Annotated in this window: 25 protein-coding genes; 7 read left to right on the top strand and 18 right to left on the bottom strand. The window is 50.2% G+C overall.

Annotated features, from left to right (window positions below; all coding sequences use genetic code 11):
• Window positions 1-15 precede the first annotated feature (15 nt).
• A complete protein-coding gene (locus tag I8U18_RS03860; protein WP_033101398.1) occupies window positions 16-1,368 on the top strand; it encodes a 6-phospho-beta-glucosidase in 1,353 nt (450 codons plus the stop codon).
• 169 nt (window positions 1,369-1,537) lie between these two features.
• Here the strand turns inward: I8U18_RS03860 and I8U18_RS03855 are convergent, their stop codons facing one another.
• Window positions 1,538-3,049 carry a M1 family metallopeptidase gene (locus tag I8U18_RS03855; protein WP_198064500.1) on the bottom strand — a complete coding sequence of 504 codons (1,512 nt, stop codon included), beginning with the start codon at window positions 3,047-3,049 and terminating at the stop codon, window positions 1,538-1,540.
• Between the two features lie 487 nt (window positions 3,050-3,536).
• On the opposite strand from I8U18_RS03855, the gene panB reads away from it, so the two are divergent.
• From panB to ku, 5 genes are all read left to right on the top strand, one after another.
• Complete coding sequence (panB, locus tag I8U18_RS03850; protein WP_198054917.1) at window positions 3,537-4,406, top strand: 3-methyl-2-oxobutanoate hydroxymethyltransferase; 870 nt, start codon at window positions 3,537-3,539, stop codon at window positions 4,404-4,406.
• Window positions 4,403-5,260: a pantoate--beta-alanine ligase gene (gene panC / locus I8U18_RS03845; RefSeq protein ID WP_033101395.1), complete on the top strand. Its 858-nt coding sequence runs from the start codon at window positions 4,403-4,405 to the stop codon at window positions 5,258-5,260. The genes panB and panC overlap by 4 nt, the downstream gene beginning before the upstream one ends.
• A gap of 4 nt (window positions 5,261-5,264) precedes the next feature.
• Window positions 5,265-5,648, top strand: a complete 384-nt coding sequence (panD, locus tag I8U18_RS03840) for an aspartate 1-decarboxylase (RefSeq protein ID WP_033101480.1) — start codon at window positions 5,265-5,267, stop codon at window positions 5,646-5,648.
• Between the two features lie 135 nt (window positions 5,649-5,783).
• A complete protein-coding gene (locus I8U18_RS03835; protein WP_033101394.1) occupies window positions 5,784-7,160 on the top strand; it encodes a tetratricopeptide repeat protein in 1,377 nt (458 codons plus the stop codon).
• An 11-nt stretch (window positions 7,161-7,171) separates the two neighbouring features.
• Entirely contained in the window at window positions 7,172-7,993 is an 822-nt protein-coding gene (ku, locus tag I8U18_RS03830; RefSeq protein WP_033101393.1) for a non-homologous end joining protein Ku, read from the top strand.
• A 1-nt stretch (window position 7,994) separates the two neighbouring features.
• On the opposite strand, the gene I8U18_RS03825 is transcribed toward ku, so the two are convergent.
• The 10 genes from I8U18_RS03825 to I8U18_RS03780 form a co-directional block, all read right to left on the bottom strand.
• Entirely contained in the window at window positions 7,995-8,333 is a 339-nt protein-coding gene (locus I8U18_RS03825; protein ID WP_033101392.1) for a hypothetical protein, read from the bottom strand.
• Between the two features lie 190 nt (window positions 8,334-8,523).
• The gene (locus I8U18_RS03820) at window positions 8,524-9,573 is read right to left on the bottom strand and encodes an oxidoreductase (protein WP_198054916.1); all 1,050 of its coding nucleotides are present in this window, start codon (window positions 9,571-9,573) and stop codon (window positions 8,524-8,526) included.
• Between the two features lie 28 nt (window positions 9,574-9,601).
• The gene (locus I8U18_RS03815) at window positions 9,602-9,829 is read right to left on the bottom strand and encodes a hypothetical protein (protein WP_033101390.1); all 228 of its coding nucleotides are present in this window, start codon (window positions 9,827-9,829) and stop codon (window positions 9,602-9,604) included.
• A gap of 109 nt (window positions 9,830-9,938) precedes the next feature.
• On the bottom strand, window positions 9,939-10,721 hold the full coding sequence (locus I8U18_RS03810) for an enoyl-CoA hydratase/isomerase family protein (protein ID WP_255517776.1): 783 nt from the start codon (window positions 10,719-10,721) through the stop codon (window positions 9,939-9,941).
• Window positions 10,721-11,875 carry a thiolase family protein gene (locus I8U18_RS03805; RefSeq protein WP_033101535.1) on the bottom strand — a complete coding sequence of 385 codons (1,155 nt, stop codon included), beginning with the start codon at window positions 11,873-11,875 and terminating at the stop codon, window positions 10,721-10,723. Before I8U18_RS03805 ends, I8U18_RS03810 begins: the two co-directional genes overlap by 1 nt.
• Window positions 11,876-11,890: 15 nt before the next feature.
• A complete protein-coding gene (locus tag I8U18_RS03800) occupies window positions 11,891-12,724 on the bottom strand; it encodes an SDR family NAD(P)-dependent oxidoreductase (protein ID WP_198064499.1) in 834 nt (277 codons plus the stop codon).
• Window positions 12,721-14,601 carry an AMP-dependent synthetase/ligase gene (locus tag I8U18_RS03795; protein WP_198054913.1) on the bottom strand — a complete coding sequence of 627 codons (1,881 nt, stop codon included), beginning with the start codon at window positions 14,599-14,601 and terminating at the stop codon, window positions 12,721-12,723. The genes I8U18_RS03800 and I8U18_RS03795 overlap by 4 nt, the downstream gene beginning before the upstream one ends.
• Before the next feature lie 40 nt (window positions 14,602-14,641).
• Complete coding sequence (locus I8U18_RS03790) at window positions 14,642-15,001, bottom strand: SCP2 sterol-binding domain-containing protein (protein WP_033101537.1); 360 nt, start codon at window positions 14,999-15,001, stop codon at window positions 14,642-14,644.
• A 42-nt stretch (window positions 15,002-15,043) separates the two neighbouring features.
• A complete protein-coding gene (locus I8U18_RS03785) occupies window positions 15,044-16,213 on the bottom strand; it encodes an acyl-CoA dehydrogenase family protein (RefSeq protein WP_198054912.1) in 1,170 nt (389 codons plus the stop codon).
• A gap of 41 nt (window positions 16,214-16,254) precedes the next feature.
• The gene (locus tag I8U18_RS03780; RefSeq protein ID WP_160173872.1) at window positions 16,255-16,869 is read right to left on the bottom strand and encodes a TetR/AcrR family transcriptional regulator; all 615 of its coding nucleotides are present in this window, start codon (window positions 16,867-16,869) and stop codon (window positions 16,255-16,257) included.
• A 234-nt stretch (window positions 16,870-17,103) separates the two neighbouring features.
• Here I8U18_RS03780 and I8U18_RS03775 point away from each other — a divergent pair, with 234 nt between their 5' ends.
• Window positions 17,104-17,505 (top strand): helix-turn-helix transcriptional regulator, encoded by a 402-nt coding sequence (locus I8U18_RS03775; protein ID WP_198054911.1) that lies wholly within the window; start codon window positions 17,104-17,106, stop codon window positions 17,503-17,505.
• A gap of 80 nt (window positions 17,506-17,585) precedes the next feature.
• Here I8U18_RS03775 and I8U18_RS03770 read toward each other — a convergent pair whose 3' ends face one another.
• The 7 genes from I8U18_RS03770 to I8U18_RS03740 all read right to left on the bottom strand — a co-directional run bounded on the left by I8U18_RS03770 (window position 17,586) and on the right by I8U18_RS03740 (window position 21,491).
• Window positions 17,586-17,753 (bottom strand): hypothetical protein, encoded by a 168-nt coding sequence (locus tag I8U18_RS03770; protein ID WP_160173873.1) that lies wholly within the window; start codon window positions 17,751-17,753, stop codon window positions 17,586-17,588.
• A 156-nt stretch (window positions 17,754-17,909) separates the two neighbouring features.
• A complete protein-coding gene (locus I8U18_RS03765) occupies window positions 17,910-18,422 on the bottom strand; it encodes a hypothetical protein (RefSeq protein WP_198054910.1) in 513 nt (170 codons plus the stop codon).
• Window positions 18,423-18,437: 15 nt separating this feature from the next.
• Window positions 18,438-19,244, bottom strand: a complete 807-nt coding sequence (locus I8U18_RS03760) for a hypothetical protein (RefSeq protein WP_198054909.1) — start codon at window positions 19,242-19,244, stop codon at window positions 18,438-18,440.
• Window positions 19,214-19,774, bottom strand: coding sequence for a hypothetical protein (locus I8U18_RS03755; RefSeq protein ID WP_198054908.1), 561 nt, complete (start codon window positions 19,772-19,774; stop codon window positions 19,214-19,216). Before I8U18_RS03755 ends, I8U18_RS03760 begins: the two co-directional genes overlap by 31 nt.
• A complete protein-coding gene (locus I8U18_RS03750) occupies window positions 19,771-20,277 on the bottom strand; it encodes a hypothetical protein (RefSeq protein ID WP_033101544.1) in 507 nt (168 codons plus the stop codon). The genes I8U18_RS03755 and I8U18_RS03750 overlap by 4 nt, the downstream gene beginning before the upstream one ends.
• A 13-nt stretch (window positions 20,278-20,290) precedes the next feature.
• Window positions 20,291-20,839 carry a hypothetical protein gene (locus tag I8U18_RS03745; protein WP_198059336.1) on the bottom strand — a complete coding sequence of 183 codons (549 nt, stop codon included), beginning with the start codon at window positions 20,837-20,839 and terminating at the stop codon, window positions 20,291-20,293.
• 22 nt (window positions 20,840-20,861) lie between these two features.
• Window positions 20,862-21,491 carry a TetR/AcrR family transcriptional regulator gene (locus tag I8U18_RS03740; RefSeq protein WP_033101546.1) on the bottom strand — a complete coding sequence of 210 codons (630 nt, stop codon included), beginning with the start codon at window positions 21,489-21,491 and terminating at the stop codon, window positions 20,862-20,864.
• Between the last annotated feature and the right edge of the window lie 15 nt (window positions 21,492-21,506).

Here is a 21,506-nt window from a genome sequence, read left to right as displayed (position 1 = left end):
TGGAGGTAGATGATCATGAGCAACGGGCTGAAAATCGTTACCATTGGCGGAGGATCAAGCTATACACCTGAACTGGTGGAAGGATTTATCAAGAGATATGATAAACTCCCGGTTAAAGAGCTGTGGTTGGTGGATATTCCGGAAGGAAAGGAAAAATTGAATATCGTCGGAGGCCTGGCCAAGCGTATGGTGGATAAAGCCGGGATTCCCATGCAGATTCATCTCAGTTTGGATCGGCGTGAAGCGATGAAAGATGCCGATTTTGTCACTACCCAGTTCCGTGTTGGATTGCTGGATGCGAGAGCTTTGGATGAAAGAATTCCCTTGAAATACGGGGTGATCGGTCAGGAAACCAACGGTCCGGGTGGTTTATTTAAAGGATTGAGAACCATCCCTGTCATCCTGGACATTTGCAAAGATATGGAAGAGTTGTGTCCCGATGCCTGGCTGATCAACTTTACTAATCCGGCCGGTATGGTGACGGAGGCTGTTCTTCGTTACAGCAACATTAAAAAAGTGGTCGGTCTTTGCAACGTACCTGTCGGAATGAAAATGAGCGTCGCCGAAATGCTCGGTGTGGAGGGAGAACGTGTTCACATTGATTTTGCAGGTTTAAATCATATGGTTTTCGGATTGGATGTATATATGGACGGCAAAAAGGTGACCGAACAGGTAATCGATCTGCTGACCGGCGGAGAGCAGTCCGGCATGACGATGAAAAATATTAAGGATTTGGGCTGGGAGAAAGAATTTATTCAAGCTTTGGGAATCCTTCCCTGTCCATATCACCGTTACTATTATCAAACGAGCAAAATGCTTGAGCAGGAATTGGAGGCCGCAAGAACGGTGGGAACCCGGGCGGAAGTCGTCAAGAAGATCGAAGCCGAACTTTTTGAGCTGTACCAGGACCCCGAATTGGACATTAAACCGCCTCAGTTGGAACAGCGCGGAGGTGCTTATTACAGTGATGCAGCCTGCAACTTGATTGATTCGATTTACAATGACAAACGCGACATCCAGCCCGTCAATGTGAAGAATAACGGAGCGATCGCAAGTATTCCCGCCGAATCCGCCGTGGAAATCAACTGCGTTATCACCAAAGAAGGTCCTGTGCCCATTGCGATGGGAGATCTTCCCGTCGCTGTCAGGGGTCTCGTCCAACAAATCAAATCGTTTGAACGGGTGGCGGCAGAAGCTGCTGTCACAGGAGATTACAAAACAGCCTTACTGGCGATGACGATAAACCCGTTGGTTCCGTCTGATTCTGTCGCCAAACAGATTTTGGATGAGATGCTGGAGGCACATAAAAAATATTTACCGCAATTTTTTAAAGATGCGTCGAAAGATGCGTCTCCATTGCAGAATTGAATTTGCAAAATGTACCGACGGGGACAGAAAACCGGGCGTTATACGGTCAGCAATGTGTCAGTCATGGAGAGATTTCCGGCACAGCTCCGGGGAGGAATCGCATTGGCCGGAAGAAAGAATGAGAGAGGGGATGAGTGCCCCTCTCTCATTTTGCTGTACGGCGATCGGGTCAATTTTCCTGATCGGATAGATATACCCGATGATCCGCGAAGAATCCGGAGAGATCACGTCCGCTTGTCTGCTCCATGATCCGGATGAAATCCGCAGTCGTTGTCACCCCGAACTTTTTCTCTTTGAAATAAGCCTGCATGGAGCGGTAGAATTGTTCATCGCCCAGTTCTTTTCGCAGGTCATTTAACGTGCGGGCACCGTAGGAGTAAATCATGTAATAATAAGCATCCACTCCTTCATCCCCGCGGGCCGTGAAATCGGAAACTTTGGATGACAGGTGATAGGAAGGATCTTCCAAAGGTTCTGCGGTCAGGCTGTCCAAGGTTCCGTCGTACAAAGCGGCCGAGAATGTGGCAAACGACTCGTCCAGCCAAGGTTCATCATATTCGTTGTCGCCGATGATCCCGTAGAACCATTGATGGCCGTTTTCATGGGCGACTACCGATTTCACCCTGTCCACGGTGCTGTTGTCCGTAATGGAAATCATCACAAGCTGTGGATATTCCATCCCTCCGAACCAGCCTTCCATACTGACTACATCCAGTTCCGGCCACGGGTATTTCCCGAATTTTTCGCTGTAGAGTTTGAGGCTGTCAATGCCTGATTTCAACATCGCATCGGCAAATTTGGCCTGTTTGTCCGTGAAGTACACGTTTACTTTGGTATTTCCGGCCATCCCTGACTTGACATGATAGGTTGGGTCCATTTCCATCGCAAAATCGCGGACATTTTTGGCCACATAATGGTGGACAGCCTGGTTTCCGACGATTTTCGGCCGGCCTTTTTCCGTCCCTGTGGCAGCGATCACCTGTGACTTGTCGGTGGTTACAGTCACATCAAAATCACCGGTCAAAGAATAGAAACTTTCACCATATGGGAAATAGGGATCGACATTCCACCCTTCATCGTCATAAACAGCGAGGATCGGAAACCAGTTGCCAAGGGAGACGGTGGTCCCGGACCAGCCGAAACGATCCTGTCCTTCCGGAACAGAGACTGTAAAATCCATTTCAACGGAAGCTTTTTTGTTTGCTTTCAAAGAAAACCCCTGCAGATGTAAGGAGGTATCTCTTACCTCGTACCTGGCTTTTTTGCCGTTCACTTTCACATTTTGAACATCGATGCCACCGCCGTTTTCTTTAAAAACTGCGGCATTTCCCCAGAGGTTGAAATACAGCTCGGTCAGATCTTGTTTGAGATTGTTGGTAAATTGGACTTTCATGGTTCCGTTGATTTGATGTGCCTTTGAATCATAATTGACATTCATCTCGTAGCGTGGATGAATTGGGCCCAATACGCCTTTTTTCTCAGGTTTTTTGGTGGTTGCCGGGTCCTTTGCTTGCAGCAGGGATTGCGACAGCGGCTGATTCGGCGTTTGATAAGCTCCCGGCACCCGGTTTGGCACAACTGATTCGGCATGGGCAAAAGTCGGACTTACAGCGGTTCCAAGCAAAATCGTCAGCACACTCGCCCATTGCACAGATCGGCGAATCGATTTTTTCCAGCTCATAACCCGCCTCCTGATGTAAGTTTTCTTTAATTATTTTGACATAAAATAAAATTTTCCTTTCGAAATAATTATAAATTTTATAATATATCTGTATTAATTTCTGTAACAATGCTGAGTTTTCAGGAATCGCTGTTTAAATACTCCACCGATGCAAAAATTTTACGGATAACTTGTTGACTTATCACGCACAATCCCGTACCTGCCGATGCATTTTCAAAGAAAAAATCCTCGCTCTTTAGCGGAGGAAATTGCAATTTGCCTTGTTTTTCGTTAATTTATAAGTGGGGAGAGGCGGCATCCGGAGAGGAGCTGCACTTCATCTCCTTGCGTACATTTTTTTATCTGTATGGATCTGCTTCGAGCCGTTGGGACGGAGACAGAGGGAACCCGATTTAGCAACCTCACGTCTGTTTTGGTCCCGTGAATGCCAAAACGGGCGTTTTCTTTTTCTTCTCCCAAGGGCCCTGAGAAAAGGGAGGATACCTGCATGAGCGATAAGCCAAAAAAAGTGACGACCAGAGCGCTCGTGAAGATGAAGCGCGAGAAAGAGCCGATTGCCATGATTACGGCCTATGATTATCCTTCGGCCAAACTTGCCGAACAAGCCGGGGCTGACGTGATTTTGGTCGGAGATTCCCTGGGGATGGTCGTGTTGGGATATGATTCGACCATTCCGGTCACCCTCGCCGATATGTTACACCATACAAAAGCCGTGACGCGAGCGACAAAACGGACGATGGTGATTGCCGATCTCCCGTTTGCCTTGGCCCATCTGTCCAAAGATGAGGTAATCAAAGCTGCGGCCAAATTAATGCAAGAAGGCGGGGCTTATGGTGTCAAAATGGAAGGCGGCTCTGAGATTTTGGAGAATGTGCGGGCGTTGACGGCAGCAGGCATTCCGGTGATGGGGCATTTGGGCTTAACCCCGCAGACGGTCAACCAGTTGGGAGGATATGTGATTCAGGGAAAAACGCTGCAAGCCGCCGAGCAGCTTGTCGAGGAAGCCAAGCGGCTGGAAGAGGCGGGGGCATTTGCGCTGGTGCTCGAATGTGTGCCGGAAGAGCTCGGGCAATGCATCACGGAACAATTATCCATTCCGACCATCGGAATTGGAGCCGGCCGCTACTGCGACGGTCAGGTTCTTGTCTGGCATGATGTCCTTGCTATGTCCGGCGATTGGCATCCATCCTTCGTAAAAGTGTATCAGCAAACCGGGCAATTGATGCTCAAAGGGGTCAGCGATTATGTTCATGAGGTAAAAACCCGCCGTTTCCCCGAAGAGAAGCATGCGACGCATCTGGGGGCGGAGTTGGCTGGACAATTGTATGGCAATCAAAAAGGAGTTTATGGCAAATGAAAATCGTAGAAACAGCTGCAGAATTACGACAGTACTTGAAGCCGCTCAGAATCAATAGGGAAATCGGTTTCGTTCCGACCATGGGCTATTTGCATGAAGGGCATCTCAGTCTTGTGCGACGGGCAAAGCAGGAGTGCCAAACGGTCGTAATGTCGATCTTTGTCAATCCTTTACAATTCGGACCCGGTGAAGATTTTGACCGGTATCCGCGCGATCTGGAACGCGATGCCGCATTGGCCCGCCAGGCGGGGGTTGATGTTCTCTTTTATCCCTCGGTAGATGAAATGTATGGGGAGGGAACCCTGACTACCGTTCAGGTAAGGAAAGTGAGTGAACCGCTGTGCGGTGCTTCCCGACCGGGCCATTTTGACGGGGTGGCAACCGTCGTGGCCAAATTGTTCAATATCGTCGGGCCGGATCGCGCCTATTTCGGGTTAAAAGATGCCCAACAAGTGGCCGTGATTGAACGAATGGTGCAAGATTTGCACTTTCCGGTCACCATCGTTCCATGCCCGATTGTGCGCGAAGCGGATGGCTTGGCGCTCAGTTCGCGCAATGTTTATTTGTCTGAGACGGAAAGAGAACAGGCGCTGATTCTGAGCCGGTCCCTGCGTGAAGCGGAGGAGAAATTGAAACACGGGGAACTGGAACACGCGGAAGAGATTAAGGAATACGTGCGCCGGCGCATTTCCACCATGCCGCTGGCGGAGATCGATTATGTCGAAGCCTTAACCTACCCGGATCTGGAACCTTTTTTCCGCTGGGAAGGGCAACGCGTGATCGTGGCCGTGGCGGTGAAGTTTGGGGCGACGCGATTGATCGATAACTTGTTGATTGGTGGCAGGGAGGATTAAGATGATGTTGCGTACGTTGATGAAGGCAAAAATCCACCGGGCGACGGTAACAGAAGCCAATCTCAATTATGTCGGAAGCATTACGATTGATGAGGAGATTTTGGAACGAGTGGATATTTTGCCGAACGAGAAAGTGCAGGTCGTCAATAACAACAACGGTGAACGGCTGGAAACATACGTCATTCCCGGGGAGCGCGGCAGCGGAGTGATTTGTTTGAACGGGGCGGCCGCGCGGCTGGTGCAGCCGGGTGATGTGGTGATCATCATGTCCTATGCCATGATGGATGAGCAGACGGCACGCACCCACAAGCCGAAAATCGCTTTGCTGGATGAGCAAAACCGGATTGTGGAAATGCTTGGTGAAGAAGTTCACGGGGCGATCCTCTGAGAGTCATTCCCGTGAAGTTTAATAGAAGCGACCGATGGACACCGGAACCATCGGCCGCTTTTTTATTTTTTGCATGGAAACCGTGCCGCAGAGATACGCTATGACATAGGGAATATCCGGCTGGAGGGAAGAACGATGTTTCACCAACAATGGCAAGATTTAGTGCACAATGCTTTGGAAGAGATCAAGTTAAAGTATCCAAACTGTTCATTGGCCGAAAAAACGAAATGGCGGCAGAGGTTTTTGCAAATCAAACAATCTTGTGATCAACTGCTGGAAACATGGGCGCTTGTTGAGGAGGAGATCAGACAACTGCTGCATGACCACCCTGATCTGGGGAGTGACGAAACAGAGATTGATGAAGAGATTTGGCTCGATGAATCCGCTGTTCGCCAATTTCGCCAGGGGCAGGGTTACTACGGCCTGACGATGTACGCGAAAGCCAAGCGGTTGTTTCAGGAAGTGATCGAACTCGAACCTGATTTCCTTTTAGGCCGGCTTTATCTGGGGCTTACCCATTTTCAGGAGGAGAATTTGGATGAAGCGCGCCGTCAGTTTGAATTGGTGGCCAAAACCGCTGCGCATGAGACATTTATCGGGTTTGCCAGGCACATGCTGGGCTGCATTTTGGTGAAAGAAGGAAATGATCGTCAGGCGATTCGCGAATTTTCCAAGGTGGTTTCCATGCTTCCGGATCACGCGGATGCCTGGTTTAATCTTGGAGCCTGTCATTACCGGCTTGAGGAATACCATGAAGCGATCCCTTATTTTTATCATGCTCTGTCGCTCAATGAGGATGATTGGGAATCGATGTATTATTTATCCAGCTGTTACCGCCACCATCAGGAGTGGGGGAGTGTTTCCTTCTGGCGGCTGGCTTCCTATGAAAAAGCGAAACTTCCCCGAATCATGGAATCGATCGCCCATGATTATGAGGAGATGGGGCAGCCGGCCCAGGCGATGGAGTGGTATAAAAGGTTATTGTCATCCGACCCGAAAAAACCGGAAGCCTATTACGGGATTGCTTGGAATTTGTGGACGCTTAAACGGGAAAGCGAATCCCTGTTATGGTTAAAAAAAGGGTTGAGTTTGTTCCCGGACCATCCGGATCTGCTTTTTGCCTATGTATGGATCTCCATCAGCCAGGGAGAGTTGAAGCAGGCGAGATCGGCGGTGAGCCGTTTGCCGGCAAAGGTGGCGGAACAGCCCAAGTGGTTGGCGGTTCGTTCCCATCTGTCGACGCATACCGGTGACTTCCGGCAAGCCGCCAGCATCGCAGACCAGCTGATTACGCATGAACAAACGGCTCTGCAAGCGATGGGCTATTATCAGAAAGGGCGGGCGACACTGGAGATGGGACATTCCGGCGAAGCGATCAGCCATTTTAAAACGGCACAGAAGCTTGCTCCGAACTGGAAAGATCCCCTCTTTTATGAAGGAGTATGCCACTTGATGGAGGGAAGGCCTGATTTGACTCGATCTTGTTGGGGGCAGCTGATTTCCAAAAGCTGAGGTGATAAACGATGCACACGATATGGAAAGGATCGATCAGTTTTGGCCTGGTGAATATTCCGGTGAAGATGTATGCGGCGACGGAGGACAAGGATATTCGCTTTCGCTATTTGCATAAAGAGTGCCAGACGCCGGTCAAGATGGTGCGCACCTGTCCGCACTGCAAGCGGGAAGTTTCGTGGGATGAAGTTGTCAAAGGGGTGGAGTATTCCAAAGGGAAATATGTCATCCTGGAAGATGATGACTTGAAGGCGCTGGCGCCCGATGCCAACCGGGCCATTGAGATTATCGATTTTGTGGAGTTAAAAGAGATTGACCCGATTTATTTTGCCAAATCGTACTATCTCGGAGCGCAGGATGAAAATAACCGGGCATATGCCCTTCTCAGGCAGGCTTTAAAGGAGTCAGGCAAAATCGGGGTGGCCAAAGTGACAATTCGCTCGAAACAATCGATGGCTGTCATTCGCGTTTACGGGGAGAGCCTGGTGATGGAAACCATTTTTTATCCGGATGAAGTGCGTGATTATAAGCAAATCCCTTACATTCCGGCTGAAAGCGAGCTGCCGGAAAAGGAATTGAAGATGGCTGTACAATTGATCGAGCAACTGTCTACGCCATTTGATCCCGAAAAATACAAAGACGATTACCGGACCGCGCTGGAGGAAATGATCGAAAAGAAAATCGGGGAGGAGGATACAGTGGAAGCGCCGGCCGGAAGACCGGAGAAAGTGGTCGATTTGATGGAAGCGCTGCAAGCCAGTCTGGCTGCCGCTTCGGGGAAAGGAAAAGGAAAGAGAAAGGGAACCCGGGCGAAAAAGAAGGCGACCTCCTGAATTACTTGGCCGGTTGCCAGTAACGAAGATAGGTGTCGTTATTCGTCGGGCTTTTATAAAGCAAGTGTCCGTTTTTTCTGTCATAGTGACATTCAAATTGGCGGTAGTGTTCGACAATCCAGTATCCTTTGCCGGTATCTGAGGCAGCGGGAACTTTGCGCGACCCGATTTTTTCCATTTCGTAACTGATCGTGATCGCCTGTTTTGACGCCGGGGCAAGTGACGGAACCGCTTCCTGAATGATAACGGATTTTTTGCCGATGACAAGAGCAAGCAGCATCAAATTGATTGCCACAACCGTGCCGAAGATGATTGGCCTGAAAGAAATCCGTTTATCCATTTCCATTCCTCCAATATCCGGTATGGTTCATTTTATGCGGAAAAAAAGAGGTTAGTCCAAAAAGGTGAGAAATGCCAAGCTCCCCGACGAAGAGGGGAACTTGGCATTTGCCGGAAATCGGAGGGGAAACGATGAGATTTCCCTGATACGTCCCGCTGTGAGAGGTACTCATTGCGGATGGGGGATATGGTCAGCGGTGGCCGTTCAGTGTAATGGTCCGCTGCTCCTGGGCACTTTGCATCGCATATTCGATCATGCGAATCACATCGCGTGCTTCCTCTGCCGCCACGGGCGGTTTTGTGTCGTTGCGGACGGCTTCGGCCAATTGTTCATAAAAGGAAACATAACGCCCGGGTATGGTTTGGATTCGTCCTTTTGTCTGAAGAGAGCCGATTGTTGTGTGAATCTGCCCGTAAGATTTCGCTTCATCTTCACCAAAACCGAGTTCATCCGGCAGCAAACCGGCTTTAAGCTGCTCTTCCTGCGGGTCGAGCCCGTATTTTATGAAACTTCCTTTGTCCCCGTGCAGGATAAACCGGGGTCCCGCTTCGCGAACGAGAGAACCGGAGTGCAAAATGACGCGCAGTTCGGGATATCCCAGCACCAGATGAAAATAATCGACAGACTCCGTTCCTTCCCGCTCAGCACGTAAATCGGCCCAAATCGTTTGCGGTTTTCCAAACAAGAGAAGGGCCTGGTCAATGAGATGTGAGCCCAGGTCATATAGCACACCGGATCCGGGCAGGTTTTGCTCTTTCCAGCGACGGCGGACGGACGGGCGATAGCGGTCGTAATGGGATTCAAAAGTGGACAAACGACCGAGTAATTGTTGATCGAGGATTTTTTTGATGGTCAGGAAATCGTTATCCCAGCGGCGATTATGGTAGACGGTCAGGATCACGCCCTTTTCTTCGGCTAACTGAATAAGTTGGTCCGCTTCACTTGATGTGACGGTAAACGGCTTTTCGACCACGACGTGTTTGCCCGCTTCAATCGCCTTCTTCGCGTAATCAAAGTGAGTGAGATTGGGGCTGGAGATAACCACGATGTCAATCTCTTTCATCTTCAAAAGTGCTTCTGTATCCGGAACGACTTTTACATCGGGATAACGCGCGTGCACCTTGGCGGGATCGGAAGAAACGACGGCTGCCAATTCGAGATTTTCCACGTGTCCGATTAACGGGGCGTGAAAGGTGGAGCCGGATAAACCAAAGCCGATCAGTCCGACACGAATTTGCATCAGATGTTCCTCCGTTTCTGTATCAGCGTTAACTGTTTTCAAAAAAGAAAAAGCCGATGATGGCCAGCACGAGAAGGCCACCCAAAAAACCGAGGACCAGCAGGCCAAGTCCCTCGACGAGAAAAAGGTGACCAGGGGAAAGGACCAGTACGATCAATCCAAGTATGAGCAACCAGAAAGCGGTTTTCAAGGTTACTTTTAACAGTTTCCAGATGAGAAAGGCCAAGACAATGCCAACCATGATTTTGATAAGCATAAAAGATACCTTCCTCCGCAACAAATGACAATTACCCTTTAATTTAAGACTAAGATTTATTTTAAGTCAAATGAAAATCCATAAGAAAAAGGCGAACATCTCGTTCGCCTCAACGTCCTTTGAAGGAAGGAGCGCGTTTGCTGAAGAAGGCGGCCACTCCTTCAATGGCATCTTCCGTTTGCGCCACTTTCAGCATATTTTCCTTTTCGATCTCAAGCCCTTGCTTCAGTAATACTTCCTCTCCGCGAATCGTGGAATCCAAGATTGCTTTGAGCGCAATCGGGGGGCCGGCTGCCAACTGTTTGGCCTGAGAGAAAGCTTCCTCGTAAACCCGTTCTGCCGGCACCACCCGGTTGATCAACCCGTACTCTGCCGCCATTTGTGCGGAAATCCTCCGTCCGCTCAGCAAGAGTTCCAAAGCACGCCGTCGTCCGATCAAGCGGGGAAGGCGCTGGGTTCCCCCATAGCCCGGGATCAGGCCCAGGCGGACTTCGGGCAATCCCAGTTCGGCCGTGTCGGCGGCGATGGCCAAATGACAGGCCATTTGCAATTCATTTCCGCCGCCCAAGGCATTGCCGTTGATGCAAGCGATGACCGGTTTGGGGAACCGTTCGATCCGATGAAACAGCTCATGGGCGCGGCGCAGCGTTTCTGCTGCGGTTTCCGGATGCCCGATGTCACCGAACTCGGAAATATCCGCGCCGGCGGAAAACATCTTGTTTCCGGCGCCGGTTATGATGAGACATCCGACCGATTCATCCGTTTCCATCCGGTTCAAGATTTCTTCCAATTCCCTTAATGTTTCCCGGTTTAAGGTGTTCATCGGGGGACGGTTTATTTTCAGGGTGCAGACGCGATCCTTAATCTGAACCAGCCAATTTTTGTTCCCCATCATTCGCCCTCCCGCTCGATGATGATCGCGGACGCCATGCCAAAGCCGATGCACATGGCAATCAGGCCGAAGCGTTTTTCCTGCCGTTCCAGCTCGTTCAGCAACGTTGCGACGATTCGGGCTCCGCTGGCTCCAAGCGGATGGCCCAGGGCGATTGCACCGCCGTTGGGATTAATTTTATGGGATGGAACCCCCAATTCGCGCTGCCAGGCCAGAACCACGGAAGCAAATGCTTCATTCACTTCAAACAGGTCAATATCATCCAGGGTTAACCCCGCCCGTTTCAGCACTTTTTGTGTGGCCGGAATAATGCCGGTTAACATGATTTCCGGGTCTACACCGGCAATGGCGGTGGCTCGGACTTTTGCCCGGGGTTTCAATCCCAGCTCTTCCGCTTTTCTCCGCGAGGCGAGCAAAACGGCGGCAACGCCGTCACTGATTTGGCTCGAATTGCCCGCAGTGATTTTCCCGTCGGGGAGAAAGGAGGGAGGCAGGGATAACAAGGCTTCAAGATTCGTGTCCGGTCTTGGCGTTTCATCAGTCTGAAGCTGTATGGTTTCTCCGGAGGGGGTTTGTGCCTTTACCGGAATAATTTCATTTTGAAAACGGTTTTCGGACTGGGCTTTCAGCGCTTTTTGATGGCTGCTGAGGGAAAACTGATCGAGTTCTTCCCGGGAGAGCTGCCATTTTTCCGCGATCAGTTCAGCTGAGATGCCTTGCGGGACAATGTTGAAACGGTTTAACAGTTGGTCGCTGAAGCTGCCTCCGTCGCTGCCCATCGGAACCCGGTTCATGCTTTCGACACCGGCGGCAATGACGCAATCGGACATACCGGCCATAATCGCATGGGCCCCCTGAGCCAATGTTTCCAGGCTGGAGGCACACATGCGGTTGACGCTCACTCCGCATACTTCCACGGGAAATCCGGCAATCAGGCCGGCCAGCCGCCCGATGTTATACCCTTGTTCACCTGTTTGTGTCACACAGCCCATTTTGATATCCTCAATTTCCGCAGGATCGAGTTGATTTCGTTCAACCAGTTTTTGAAGCAGGAAGGCGGCCAGCTCGTCCGGCCTTATTCCGGAGAGGGAACCTTTCTTGCGTCCGATCGGCGTCCGGGCGGCATCAATGATAACCGCATCCTGTTCGTTCATCGGCTTCCCTCCCTTTCAGAAAGTGAATAAATCGAGGCCGCCCGTGACGGGAAGGCCGATCCCCGTGATGTAGCTCGCATAATCGGAGGCCAAGAATACGACAGCGTGAGCGATATCTTCCGGCTTACCGGGTCTTTTCAGTGCTGTTCGCCCAATCATGCGTTCACGGAGGTCGGGCTTGGTCATTTGAAACGATTCAGTATTGATGATGCCCGGAACAATCGCGTTAACGGTGATCTCATAGCGTGCTCCCTCCAGGGCAAGGGTCCGCGTAAGCCCCAAAATGCCCGCCTTGGTCGTGGCATAGCTCGATTGCCCAAAGCCCCCCATGATGCCGGTGATCGAAGCCATGTTGATGATCCGGCCCCCTTTTTGTTCCTGCATGTAAGGCCACACAGCCTTGCAGCAGTTATAGGTGCCGGTCAAATTGATCTGCAGATCCCGCTCCCAAAATGCATCGTTTTGATGTTCGAGACGCGCTGTATGATCGACCGTTGCCGCATTGTTTACCAAAATATCGATTCGCCCGAACTGTTCGATGACTTTGGCCATGACGGATTTGACTTCTTCCCGGTCGGTCACATCCATGCGAAACGCGGCGGACCGGCGTCCCATCGCACAAATTTCCTTAGCTGTCGACCGGGTGTAGATCTGCTTCGATTGTGCCATGATCTGCGCCAATGGTCCCATTTTCTCCGTTGTCTCTTCCAGATTGCCGTCTTCCTCCAACAGAATGTCGGTCACGATCACATCGGCACCGGCTTTGGCCAGCATCAAGGCATCCATCCGGCCCAAGCCGCGGGAAGCCCCTGTGACAAGGGCCACTTTTCCGGCCAGGGGTAAATTCATCTTTTTTCCTCCCCCTTTTTTTGAATTTCGATGGCAACAGCTGCTTCATCCTTGTCCAGGTTCCATTCGCTTACCCCGGTATCCCCGTAAAGCTGATCGAGCAGCGCTTCATACTTTTCTTCAACCCGTTTGGCCCGCACTTTCAAGGTGGGGGTGAGTTCTTCCGCTTCAATGGTCCATTCCCGGGAAAGAATGATTGCTTTTTTCGGCTGTTCATGAGGAGGGAAGGGGGAAATGGCTTGCTTGATCTCGCTCCGGATCAGGTTTTTGACGGGGGGTTGCCGGATCAGACGGGATGCAGGACCCGCCGGTAAGCGATTTTGCCCGGCCCATTCCGATAATACTTGGAAATCCGGGACGATAAGAGCGGTTACATATTTGCGCCGGTGGCCGACCAGAACAGATTGTTCGATATACCGGCTTTGGTTGATGGCGTTTTCAACAGGTTGCGGAGCCACATTTTTTCCGGTGGTTAAAATGAGAAGGCGTTTTTTTCGATCGATGACACGCAGATAGCCCTCTTCATCAAGTTCACCCAGATCGCCTGTGTGCAGCCACTCCCCGCTTAATTGGGCTGCGGTGGCTCCTTCATTCTGATAATACCCTTGCATCACATTGGGTCCGCGGACTAGAATTTCACCGTCCGCAGCGATTTTGACTTCGAGATTGGGGAGCGGTTTGCCCACGGTGCCAATTTTGACCCGCGCCATCGGGTTGGCGGAAATGACCGGAGAAGTTTCTGTCAATCCGTACCCTTCCAGAACTGGGATATTCACAGCCCAGAAGAAGCGTGCGATTTCGGGATTAAGAGGGGCTCCGCCGGAAATCAGACCGCGAAGCCGGCCGCCAAACGCAGCTTTGATTTTCCGAAATACCAGCCGTTCGGCGATGTTCCATTGCCAGCGGAGTTTGAGTGGCCATTGATGAAGGAGCAGTTGATCCAGCGGCATCTGTGAATAGTAGTCATAGCGTTTTAAGCCAACGTTGACGGCCCAGTTTGCAATCTTTCTCCTTAAGGAGGTACCTGCAAGGATTTGGCTTTGAATGCGGGCATACACTTTTTCAAACAGCAGAGGGACACTGGTCATGACTGTCGGTTTGATTTCCAATAAATTTTCCGGAATTTTCTCGATGCTCTCGGCATAAGCGATCGTGGCTCCGACGGATAATGGCATGAAGTGTCCGGCCATCCGCTCAAACACATGGGAGAGCGGAAGATAGGAAAGCAGGCGGTCATCGGCGCGGGCTTCCAAACACCAGAATTGAACGCCTTCGATATTGGACAAAAAGTTTCCGTGGGTCAGCATGACGCCTTTCGGTTCACCGGTCGTTCCCGATGTGTGGATAATGGTGGCGAGATCGCTGCGCTTCAGCTGCCGCCATGTCTGTTCCCAATCAGGGAGAGGGTGTTCCCGGCCGAGATTGGTCAGTTTTTTCAGGGTCAGGCTCATCCCCGATTTTTCATCTGTTTCATCGGGTTGCATGATTATCGCGAGGATGTCTGCGCCGGCTTCCGTTACTTTGGCAAGCTGTTTTCCATTTTGCACGGCGATTGCTTTACAGTCGCTTTGGCGCAAAATCCAACCCACCTGTCCGGCGGGAAGGGTGGGGTAGATGGGAACGGTAACCGCTCCCAGACTGCAAATGGCGAAATCGAAAACCGCCCACTTCGGATTGTTTTCAGAGAGGATGGCCACTTTATCATCGCGGCCGATCCCCAGATGTGCCAGACCGGAGGCAACCAGTCGGATTTCCTCCCAAAACTGGCGGTAGGTGATTGGTTCATAACAATCGGTTTTTTTCCATAAGAAAGCAGCTTTATCCGGGTAACGCTCAACGGATTGACACAGCATTTCCACCAAATTATTTGGTTTCATCGCGATCACCCCGGAAGAATTACTGTTGGGCCCGGACGGATTATGACAGGTATTGGCTCGGATCATACTGGCGCAAAATGTTTTCCAATTTCAGCGCCAGTCCGATATTTCCCTTCACTTTCAATTTGCCGGTCATGAAAGCGGCTGTTCCGCTGAGATTTCCCAACAGCAGTTCTTTGAAATTGTCGACGCTCATCTGCAAAATGCAATCAGCCTTGGCTGAAGCTCCTTTTTCGACTTTGGCTGTACCGTTGTTCAGATGAAGCTGGTAGGTTCCGCCATCATCCCCTGACAGATCAAACTGGTAAACCACGTTCAGATCCTGCACGGGCTTGGGATTGTCTTTTAAAGCCTTTTCGACCAATTGGAAAATTTCATCCACAGAAATCGCTTTTGTCATATGGATTCTCCTTTCATTTTTGGAAAATGCAGCGCTTTCCGTTTACAAACCGGCTGCAATCGTTCTTTTTTGGATTTGCGTCGTCCCTTCGTAGATCGATAAAATTTTGGCGTCCCGCATCCATTTTTCGACGGGATGATCCCGCATGTAGCCGTATCCGCCGAGGATCTGGACAGCATTGGTGGTCACTTCCATTGCAACCTCTGCCGCAAATGCTTTGGCCATGCTTCCTTCCACCACACATGACTCTCCCAGATCGGCCAATTCCGCTGCTCTCCAAGTTAACAGGCGCGCTGCGTCGATTTTGGTTTTCATATCAGCCAGCATGAATGAAATGGCCTGGTTTTTGATGATGGGACGACCGAATTGCACACGTTGTTTCGCGTAATCAAGCGCATACTCGTAGGCGGCGCGGGCAACGCCGACCGCAGCTGCGGCAACAGCCGGGCGGGAGTACTCCAGCATCTTAAGAGCGCCAAAATATGCCATGTTTTCCTCGCCGAGCAAGTGGTCAAGCGGGACGCGCACATCTTCCAGAATGACATCGCCCGTATGGGAGGCCCGGATGCCCATTTTGCGTTCTTTTTTGCCTCCCGAAAGGCCCGGTGTGTCTCCCGGAACGATAAATGCAGATACGCCTTGAAATCCTGCCGCGGGGTCGGTTTTCGCGAACACGACATAGAGATCGGCAATCCCGCCGTTGGTGATAAAACATTTGCGCCCATTGATCACCCAATGATCTCCGTCGCGGACCGCTTTTGTCTGAATCGCTTTCACATCCGATCCGGCGTTTGGTTCTGTCAATGCCATTGCTCCGAGGCGGGGGTGATCCGGATCACACAGGTAGGAGATCCATTTCCGTTTTTGCTCTTCATTTCCCATATAGTAGATCGGCAACCCGGCCAGGCCGACGGCGGAAAGGGAAGTGGCGATACCGGCGCAACCCCAGAACAGCTCTTCGCCGATCAGGCAGGCGGCCATGACGCTGGTAAGACCGCCTCCGCCGTATTCCTCCGGGGCGGCATAACTGGTCAGGCCCACTTTTGCTGCTTTTTTAAGGACTTCCATCGGAAATTCCTCTTTTTCGTCGTATTCTGCGGCTACGGGACGAATCTCTTTTTCAGCAAACCCGTGGGCCCATTTGCGCAATGCTTCCTGTTCGTCGGAAAGCCTGAAGCATAATCCTGATGTCGAGGGGGGGTTTTCCGGCATATCGATCCCTCCTTAATACTAATACGTATCGGTACTCTGCGTTAAGCCTTCAACAGGGACAGATTGACAAAAGAGCCGACTACGATCCGATTGAGCAAGCGGGCGAGCGCATCGATTTCCACGCTCTTTTCGGAGGAAAACAGGTTTTGCACAACCACTTCGTTAATCGCTCCGACCATCGCTTGGGATATGATGCGGATTTCCTCTTTGGAGAGAGATTCCGTGACCACGCCTTGCACCGTTTGAAAAATCTGCCCGGCAAAGATCTGGTGAGCTTCGCGCCGCACCTTTTCCACCGTCCGGCTGATTCCCACGGATTCCACCAGCAGCAATTTGGCGGCCCGGGATTGGCTGATGCAGATTTCGAGATAACGGCGGATTCCGGCGTACGCTTTATAAGTGATTTTTTCTTCCCGCTCTACCGCGTCTGCAATTTCTGCGATGATTTCTTCGGCCAGTTGTTTAAAGAGGTGGACGAGCAGTTCTTCTTTACTGTTAAAATGCTGGTAAAACGTCGTTTTTGAAACGCGGGCCAGTTCGACCACTTCAAGAATCGTCGTGTTTTTGTACCCTTGTGAAGTGAACAGTTCAAGAGCGGCAAACAAGATTTTGTCCCGTGCTTCAAGCGGCATTTCCTGCAAAAATAACAAGTTCATCATTCCATTCAGATCAGTATGAGTACCAATTGGTACTCTGGAACAATTATATTTTACAACATAATAGAATGCTAATTCAATATTTTTTGTCAATTTTATTTAAAATGAATTGCTTTCTTTGCGCTGGTATTCTACATATAAAAGATTGATTTTTTTAGAATTAAACGAATACAATACAAAATAGAGGGAGTATTCCATCATTTTGGCTTTAACGAATCCGTAGGAGGATGATACATGAAATTAATCCCTCGCATCGACAGCATTTTGATGAGAAGGCGTGAAGAAGGATGGAAGATCGCGGGGAAGAAACCGAGTCAGACTTCATTGGCGAGGGCGCTGGGAGTGCGCAAGCAACAAGTCTCTTTATGGGCTCGTGGAGGGGCGATCCCAAGGCCGGAGACGATTTTTCATATGGCCTTGCTCTTGGGGGTAAAGCCGGACGAGCTTTATGAGTTTGTTGCGCCGACCGAAGCAGAGCAAAAACGCCTGATTGAAGAATTTGATAAAAAGGAAAAGGAAGATATTTTGCGCCGTAAGGAAAATAAAATCAAGGAATTGCGGGAAAAAGGATTTACTGAGGAAGCCATTTACGAACAGATCCGGATTATGGGATTGACGAAATATGACCGGGGATAATGGATCCTGTTTCTTTCATCTGTGCAAAACCAACCACCTTCCTGATGCGGGGTGGTTGGTTTTGCTTTGTTGTTCCATTCTTAAAATAAGATGCTTGCTCCGACGGCAAGGAGATAAATTCCGGTGGCTGCGGCCAGCCCCAACAGCCAGGGCAGGATGGGCCGATCAAGCAGGACGGCGCGAATGGCCAGCACGGTAAAAATGAGAATAGAGAGGAGAACCAGGAGATAGAGTACGCTAAAAAACATGAAAATACCCCTCTGCTAATGACTTTTTCTGTGAAAGTGCCGTAGGACGGGGCGATGGGCATCCTTCGCTCTTTGCGTTTCGGATGGTTGCCCGGTGCTCCCGCACGACCCTCACCATTTTGCTGAGTTTCACCCCCAGATCGTGCCGACATGATGTCAGGGCAGCAGACTCAGTAGCAGCAGCTTTTCATTCAGCTCGTGCAATTCAGCGATCGAGGTGGTTGTTAATTTGCCAATGGCGTTGATGGTTCTGTTTTCCTGGTCAGTCTGGCTGGCCATCGACTGGGTGAGCGGGTCCAATTCCTGATTGGCCGAGGAAATTGACCGGAGCCGTTCAAGAACTTCGGAGGTATCTTTGTTTAACTGGTCCAGCCCGGAGATGATTTTCTGCTCGCTGTTGTTGATACTGGCAACGCTTTGATTCATCCGGATCAGCAAATGATGGGTGGTTTCCAGTTTATGATTCATCTCACCGATGGTGGAGGCGCTTTCTTCCAACGGTTTTAGCTGTTCATTTGTTTGCTGTGTCAGCCGGTGAGAGACGGTGATGTTTTGGGACACCTCTTCCATCAACCGGTTTGTTTCCTTCTGATTGTCAATCTGCTGCCAAGTGCCGTATCCGAAGAGGGCAAACAAGGTCAAATTGACGATGAGCCAGGTGATTTTCACTTGTGATTTCCCCCCTTATGGCAACAAAAAGTCCAAGAGACCTTTCTTGTCTTTTTCTTCAGTTTGCCCCTGTTTCGATCGCTCCGTGCCGGAAATGATTTGTTTCGGCAGCCCGGTGACACCATTGACGATTTTCTTCACGGGTGATGGCTCCCCGCCGGTGGGAGGTTCCTGTTGCGTGCCCCTTGGAAATGGAAGATGAATTCCGATGAGCCGTTGCAAGCTGTCAAGCAAGCTGGTGATATGGCCCAGGAAGCGAAAGTTTTTCTCCGATTGGCTGAGTTCGGCCAGAAGCTGGTCCAACAGGCCATTTACCTGATTGCTGTTTTCACCGATCTGACCGGTGGTGTTCGCTACATCCTGAAGATGGGAGATGGTGGAATTCATTTGGCCTGAGATGGCGGAAGCCGTGGAAGCGACATTGCTCGTTATTTGATAGGTATCGGCCTGACGGGACAAAATTTGTTCCATTTTCTCACGGGCGGAGATGTTCCCGTCCAATTGTTTGCCCAATTCTGTTTGAATGGATCCGCTGGTTGCGATTTGCGCGTCCAGCAAGCGCTTTTGATCATCCAGAGCGGACAGTGATTGGCCTGCTTTCTCCACCTGTCCCTTCAACTTGTCTGTTTCGCTGATCATATCGTCAGTCAAAGTAACCAATTGGCTGGTGATGGAAAAAATATTCATATTGGATAAAGCCGGCAGAACGATTCGGTCGCTCCAGGAGGCCAAGGTGGGAATGAACAGGATAAAGATGAGCAATCCGAATGCAACCAGCAAGAGCCGCCATTTCAGCAAGAGGTTTTTCCAAAAGCCTTGCACTGGTGTTTCCCTCCCAGCCGCGGAATCAGTTTGGTTTTTTCATTGATCTCGTGTAGCTGATCGTTAATCTCACGTTGAATATCCTCCATCATTGAAAGGGAAGAGATGACTTGACGATTGCTGTTTTGCATGGATTGAAGCGCCTTTGTACTAAGATTGACCGAATTGAGGATGCTTTCCAGCGATTTTGTCGTCGCTGCCGTGTTGCGGTCGATGGAGGCCACATGGCTGGCAATCGAGGCAACCACGTAATCTAACCGGGCAAGTTGCGCCTTCAGCCCGTTGGTATTGGATTCCACTTGAGAGATTTTAAGATTTAACGCCGCTGTTTTCTTGTTGATCGTCCGGATTTGAGCAAGCTGTTGATTCATGGTCTTTGATTTGGCCGCTGATTGTTCCAGTTTTTCCTTCAGTTGGTTCGATTTTGCGGCGATTCTGTCCTGAATGGCCAGTTGCAGCCAGGTATTCCCGACCAGAACAATGAGAAGCATGCAAATGATGGCAGAGAAACTGGAGGCGATTTTGGTCACGGCAATTTCACCCCCGGCGTTTTTTGGTTCAGTTCTCTTGTTGAATGATAGATATCGTTCAAATGCTGCTCATCTTTTTTGGCGGTGGCCGCCAATTGTTTCAAAAGTTGATCGAGATCGGACAGATATGGGGCTAACGCCGACATTGACGAATCGACGGCGGAAATTTGAGTCCCGGCGTTTTTTGATGACTTTTCCATCTGTTCATTAAGGGCTAAACTGCCGCTGTTGTACCGGACGACTTCGGTTAAAAGGGCAAGGGTTTCTCCGGTCTTGCCGATCACTTGATCCAGATTTTGATCCAGCTTGTTCAGGGTGTTGCTCATTTGTCCCAGTTCTTCATTTTTTCGGATGATGCTGGCCTGAACCTGATTCAGTTTTTGAATTGATTCCAGATTGTCTTCCAGACTTGCTTCGATTTTTTTCATTTGCTGGGTCATCGTGATGGAATTGATTAAAAGACCGCTTAACACCAAAATAGCCAAAATTTTGAGAAACTTCAAAGTTCACCCTCCTTTACGGCATAGAACGGTTGACCTTCTCGGCTTTATCGGCAGCCTGTTTTAATTTTTGTTCCAACAGGTCGTTCTGTTTGAGGACTTCCGCCAATTTGGATCGGGTGGAGGTGGTGACCGATTTCAAGTCTGCCGCTTGATCCACTTGCTTTTGTCCTGAATTGGAGATCAGCTCCATCTGTGTGGACAACTGTTTGCTCAAACGGTTCAGGTTTTGGCTTAAAGTCACTTGTTGGCCGGTAACCCGGCGGATCTCCTCCAGCGTGGTTCCCTGCTTTCGGACGCCTTGGTTCACTTCAATCAACTCCTGACTGACTGTTTGGGTTTTGCCCGATTGTGCGTCCAGCTGAAGCAGTCCGTTGTAAATATCCTTGTTGAGCAGCCCCAGTGTTTTTGTCTTTTCATTGATCTCCTTCAACATTCCGTTCAGGTCAAACTTTTTCAACTGCCCGGGGGTGAAACTTTCCGGATGGGTGAAGATGTAAATTCCCGGTACAGCAACCAACAAGATCGGGACGAGTGCCGTCACCGCTTTGCGCTTTAGACTCACAAGATCACCGCCTTTTTTACGTTCAACTGTCAAACTCGGATTTTTCGCGCAGAAGTTTGCTCATCATTTTTTCCAGGACGCCGGCGAGTTCGACCGGGGATGGAAGTTCTTCTTCCAAAAGGGAGCGGATCACGATTTGGTTGATCGCTCCCACCATGGCATGGGAGAGAATCCATTGTTCTTTTGTCAGCCGATGGCAAGTGAGGGAAGATAACTCCCTTTGGAAGATGGAAGCGAATTGATCAATTACCGCTTGCCTCTTTTTTTCAAGTGAAGGAACCAATCCCACAGTATCCACCATTAACAATTTTGCCGCATCCCGGTGAGTAAAACAGGTATCGATATAGGTTTTGATGGCTTGAAAGGTGCGTTTGGAAGTGGGAGGAACTGAGCGGAGAACATCTTCCACTTTTCGGATGAGTGCAGTTGACAGCAAGTCGAACAGATGGATTAAAATGGATTCTTTGTTTTTGTAATGTTTGTAAAAGGTCGACTTCGAAGTGCGGGCGTTTGCCACGATCATGCTGACGGAGGTGGACGGGTAACCGCTCTTTGAAAACGCTGCCAAAGAGGCGGACAAAAGACGGTATTGCTGATTGGACAATGGAAAATCCTCTTGCAAAAGAGAGAAGAGCGGTAACATGGCTTGCATAATCACCCCTCCATC

The sequence above is a fragment of the Thermoactinomyces sp. CICC 10522 genome (genome assembly GCF_016055075.1).
Classification (GTDB): domain Bacteria; phylum Bacillota; class Bacilli; order Thermoactinomycetales; family Thermoactinomycetaceae; genus Thermoactinomyces_A; species Thermoactinomyces_A daqus.
Note: the sequence above shows the minus strand (reverse complement) of the source record. Positions and strands in the feature narration are given on the sequence as shown.

Coding starts and splice junctions, on each gene's coding strand:
- I8U18_RS03860 (WP_033101398.1), top strand. CDS start 16: ATGAGCAACGGGCTGAAAATCGTTACCATTGGCGGAGGATCAAGCTAT.
- I8U18_RS03855 (WP_198064500.1), bottom strand. CDS start 3,049: ATGAGCTGGAAAAAATCGATTCGCCGATCTGTGCAATGGGCGAGTGTG.
- panB (WP_198054917.1), top strand. CDS start 3,537: ATGAGCGATAAGCCAAAAAAAGTGACGACCAGAGCGCTCGTGAAGATG.
- panC (WP_033101395.1), top strand. CDS start 4,403: ATGAAAATCGTAGAAACAGCTGCAGAATTACGACAGTACTTGAAGCCG.
- panD (WP_033101480.1), top strand. CDS start 5,265: ATGTTGCGTACGTTGATGAAGGCAAAAATCCACCGGGCGACGGTAACA.
- I8U18_RS03835 (WP_033101394.1), top strand. CDS start 5,784: ATGTTTCACCAACAATGGCAAGATTTAGTGCACAATGCTTTGGAAGAG.
- ku (WP_033101393.1), top strand. CDS start 7,172: ATGCACACGATATGGAAAGGATCGATCAGTTTTGGCCTGGTGAATATT.
- I8U18_RS03825 (WP_033101392.1), bottom strand. CDS start 8,333: ATGGATAAACGGATTTCTTTCAGGCCAATCATCTTCGGCACGGTTGTG.
- I8U18_RS03820 (WP_198054916.1), bottom strand. CDS start 9,573: ATGCAAATTCGTGTCGGACTGATCGGCTTTGGTTTATCCGGCTCCACC.
- I8U18_RS03815 (WP_033101390.1), bottom strand. CDS start 9,829: ATGCTTATCAAAATCATGGTTGGCATTGTCTTGGCCTTTCTCATCTGG.
- I8U18_RS03810 (WP_255517776.1), bottom strand. CDS start 10,721: ATGGGGAACAAAAATTGGCTGGTTCAGATTAAGGATCGCGTCTGCACC.
- I8U18_RS03805 (WP_033101535.1), bottom strand. CDS start 11,875: ATGAACGAACAGGATGCGGTTATCATTGATGCCGCCCGGACGCCGATC.
- I8U18_RS03800 (WP_198064499.1), bottom strand. CDS start 12,724: ATGAATTTACCCCTGGCCGGAAAAGTGGCCCTTGTCACAGGGGCTTCC.
- I8U18_RS03795 (WP_198054913.1), bottom strand. CDS start 14,601: ATGAAACCAAATAATTTGGTGGAAATGCTGTGTCAATCCGTTGAGCGT.
- I8U18_RS03790 (WP_033101537.1), bottom strand. CDS start 15,001: ATGACAAAAGCGATTTCTGTGGATGAAATTTTCCAATTGGTCGAAAAG.
- I8U18_RS03785 (WP_198054912.1), bottom strand. CDS start 16,213: ATGCCGGAAAACCCCCCCTCGACATCAGGATTATGCTTCAGGCTTTCC.
- I8U18_RS03780 (WP_160173872.1), bottom strand. CDS start 16,869: ATGAACTTGTTATTTTTGCAGGAAATGCCGCTTGAAGCACGGGACAAA.
- I8U18_RS03775 (WP_198054911.1), top strand. CDS start 17,104: ATGAAATTAATCCCTCGCATCGACAGCATTTTGATGAGAAGGCGTGAA.
- I8U18_RS03770 (WP_160173873.1), bottom strand. CDS start 17,753: ATGTTTTTTAGCGTACTCTATCTCCTGGTTCTCCTCTCTATTCTCATT.
- I8U18_RS03740 (WP_033101546.1), bottom strand. CDS start 21,491: ATGCAAGCCATGTTACCGCTCTTCTCTCTTTTGCAAGAGGATTTTCCA.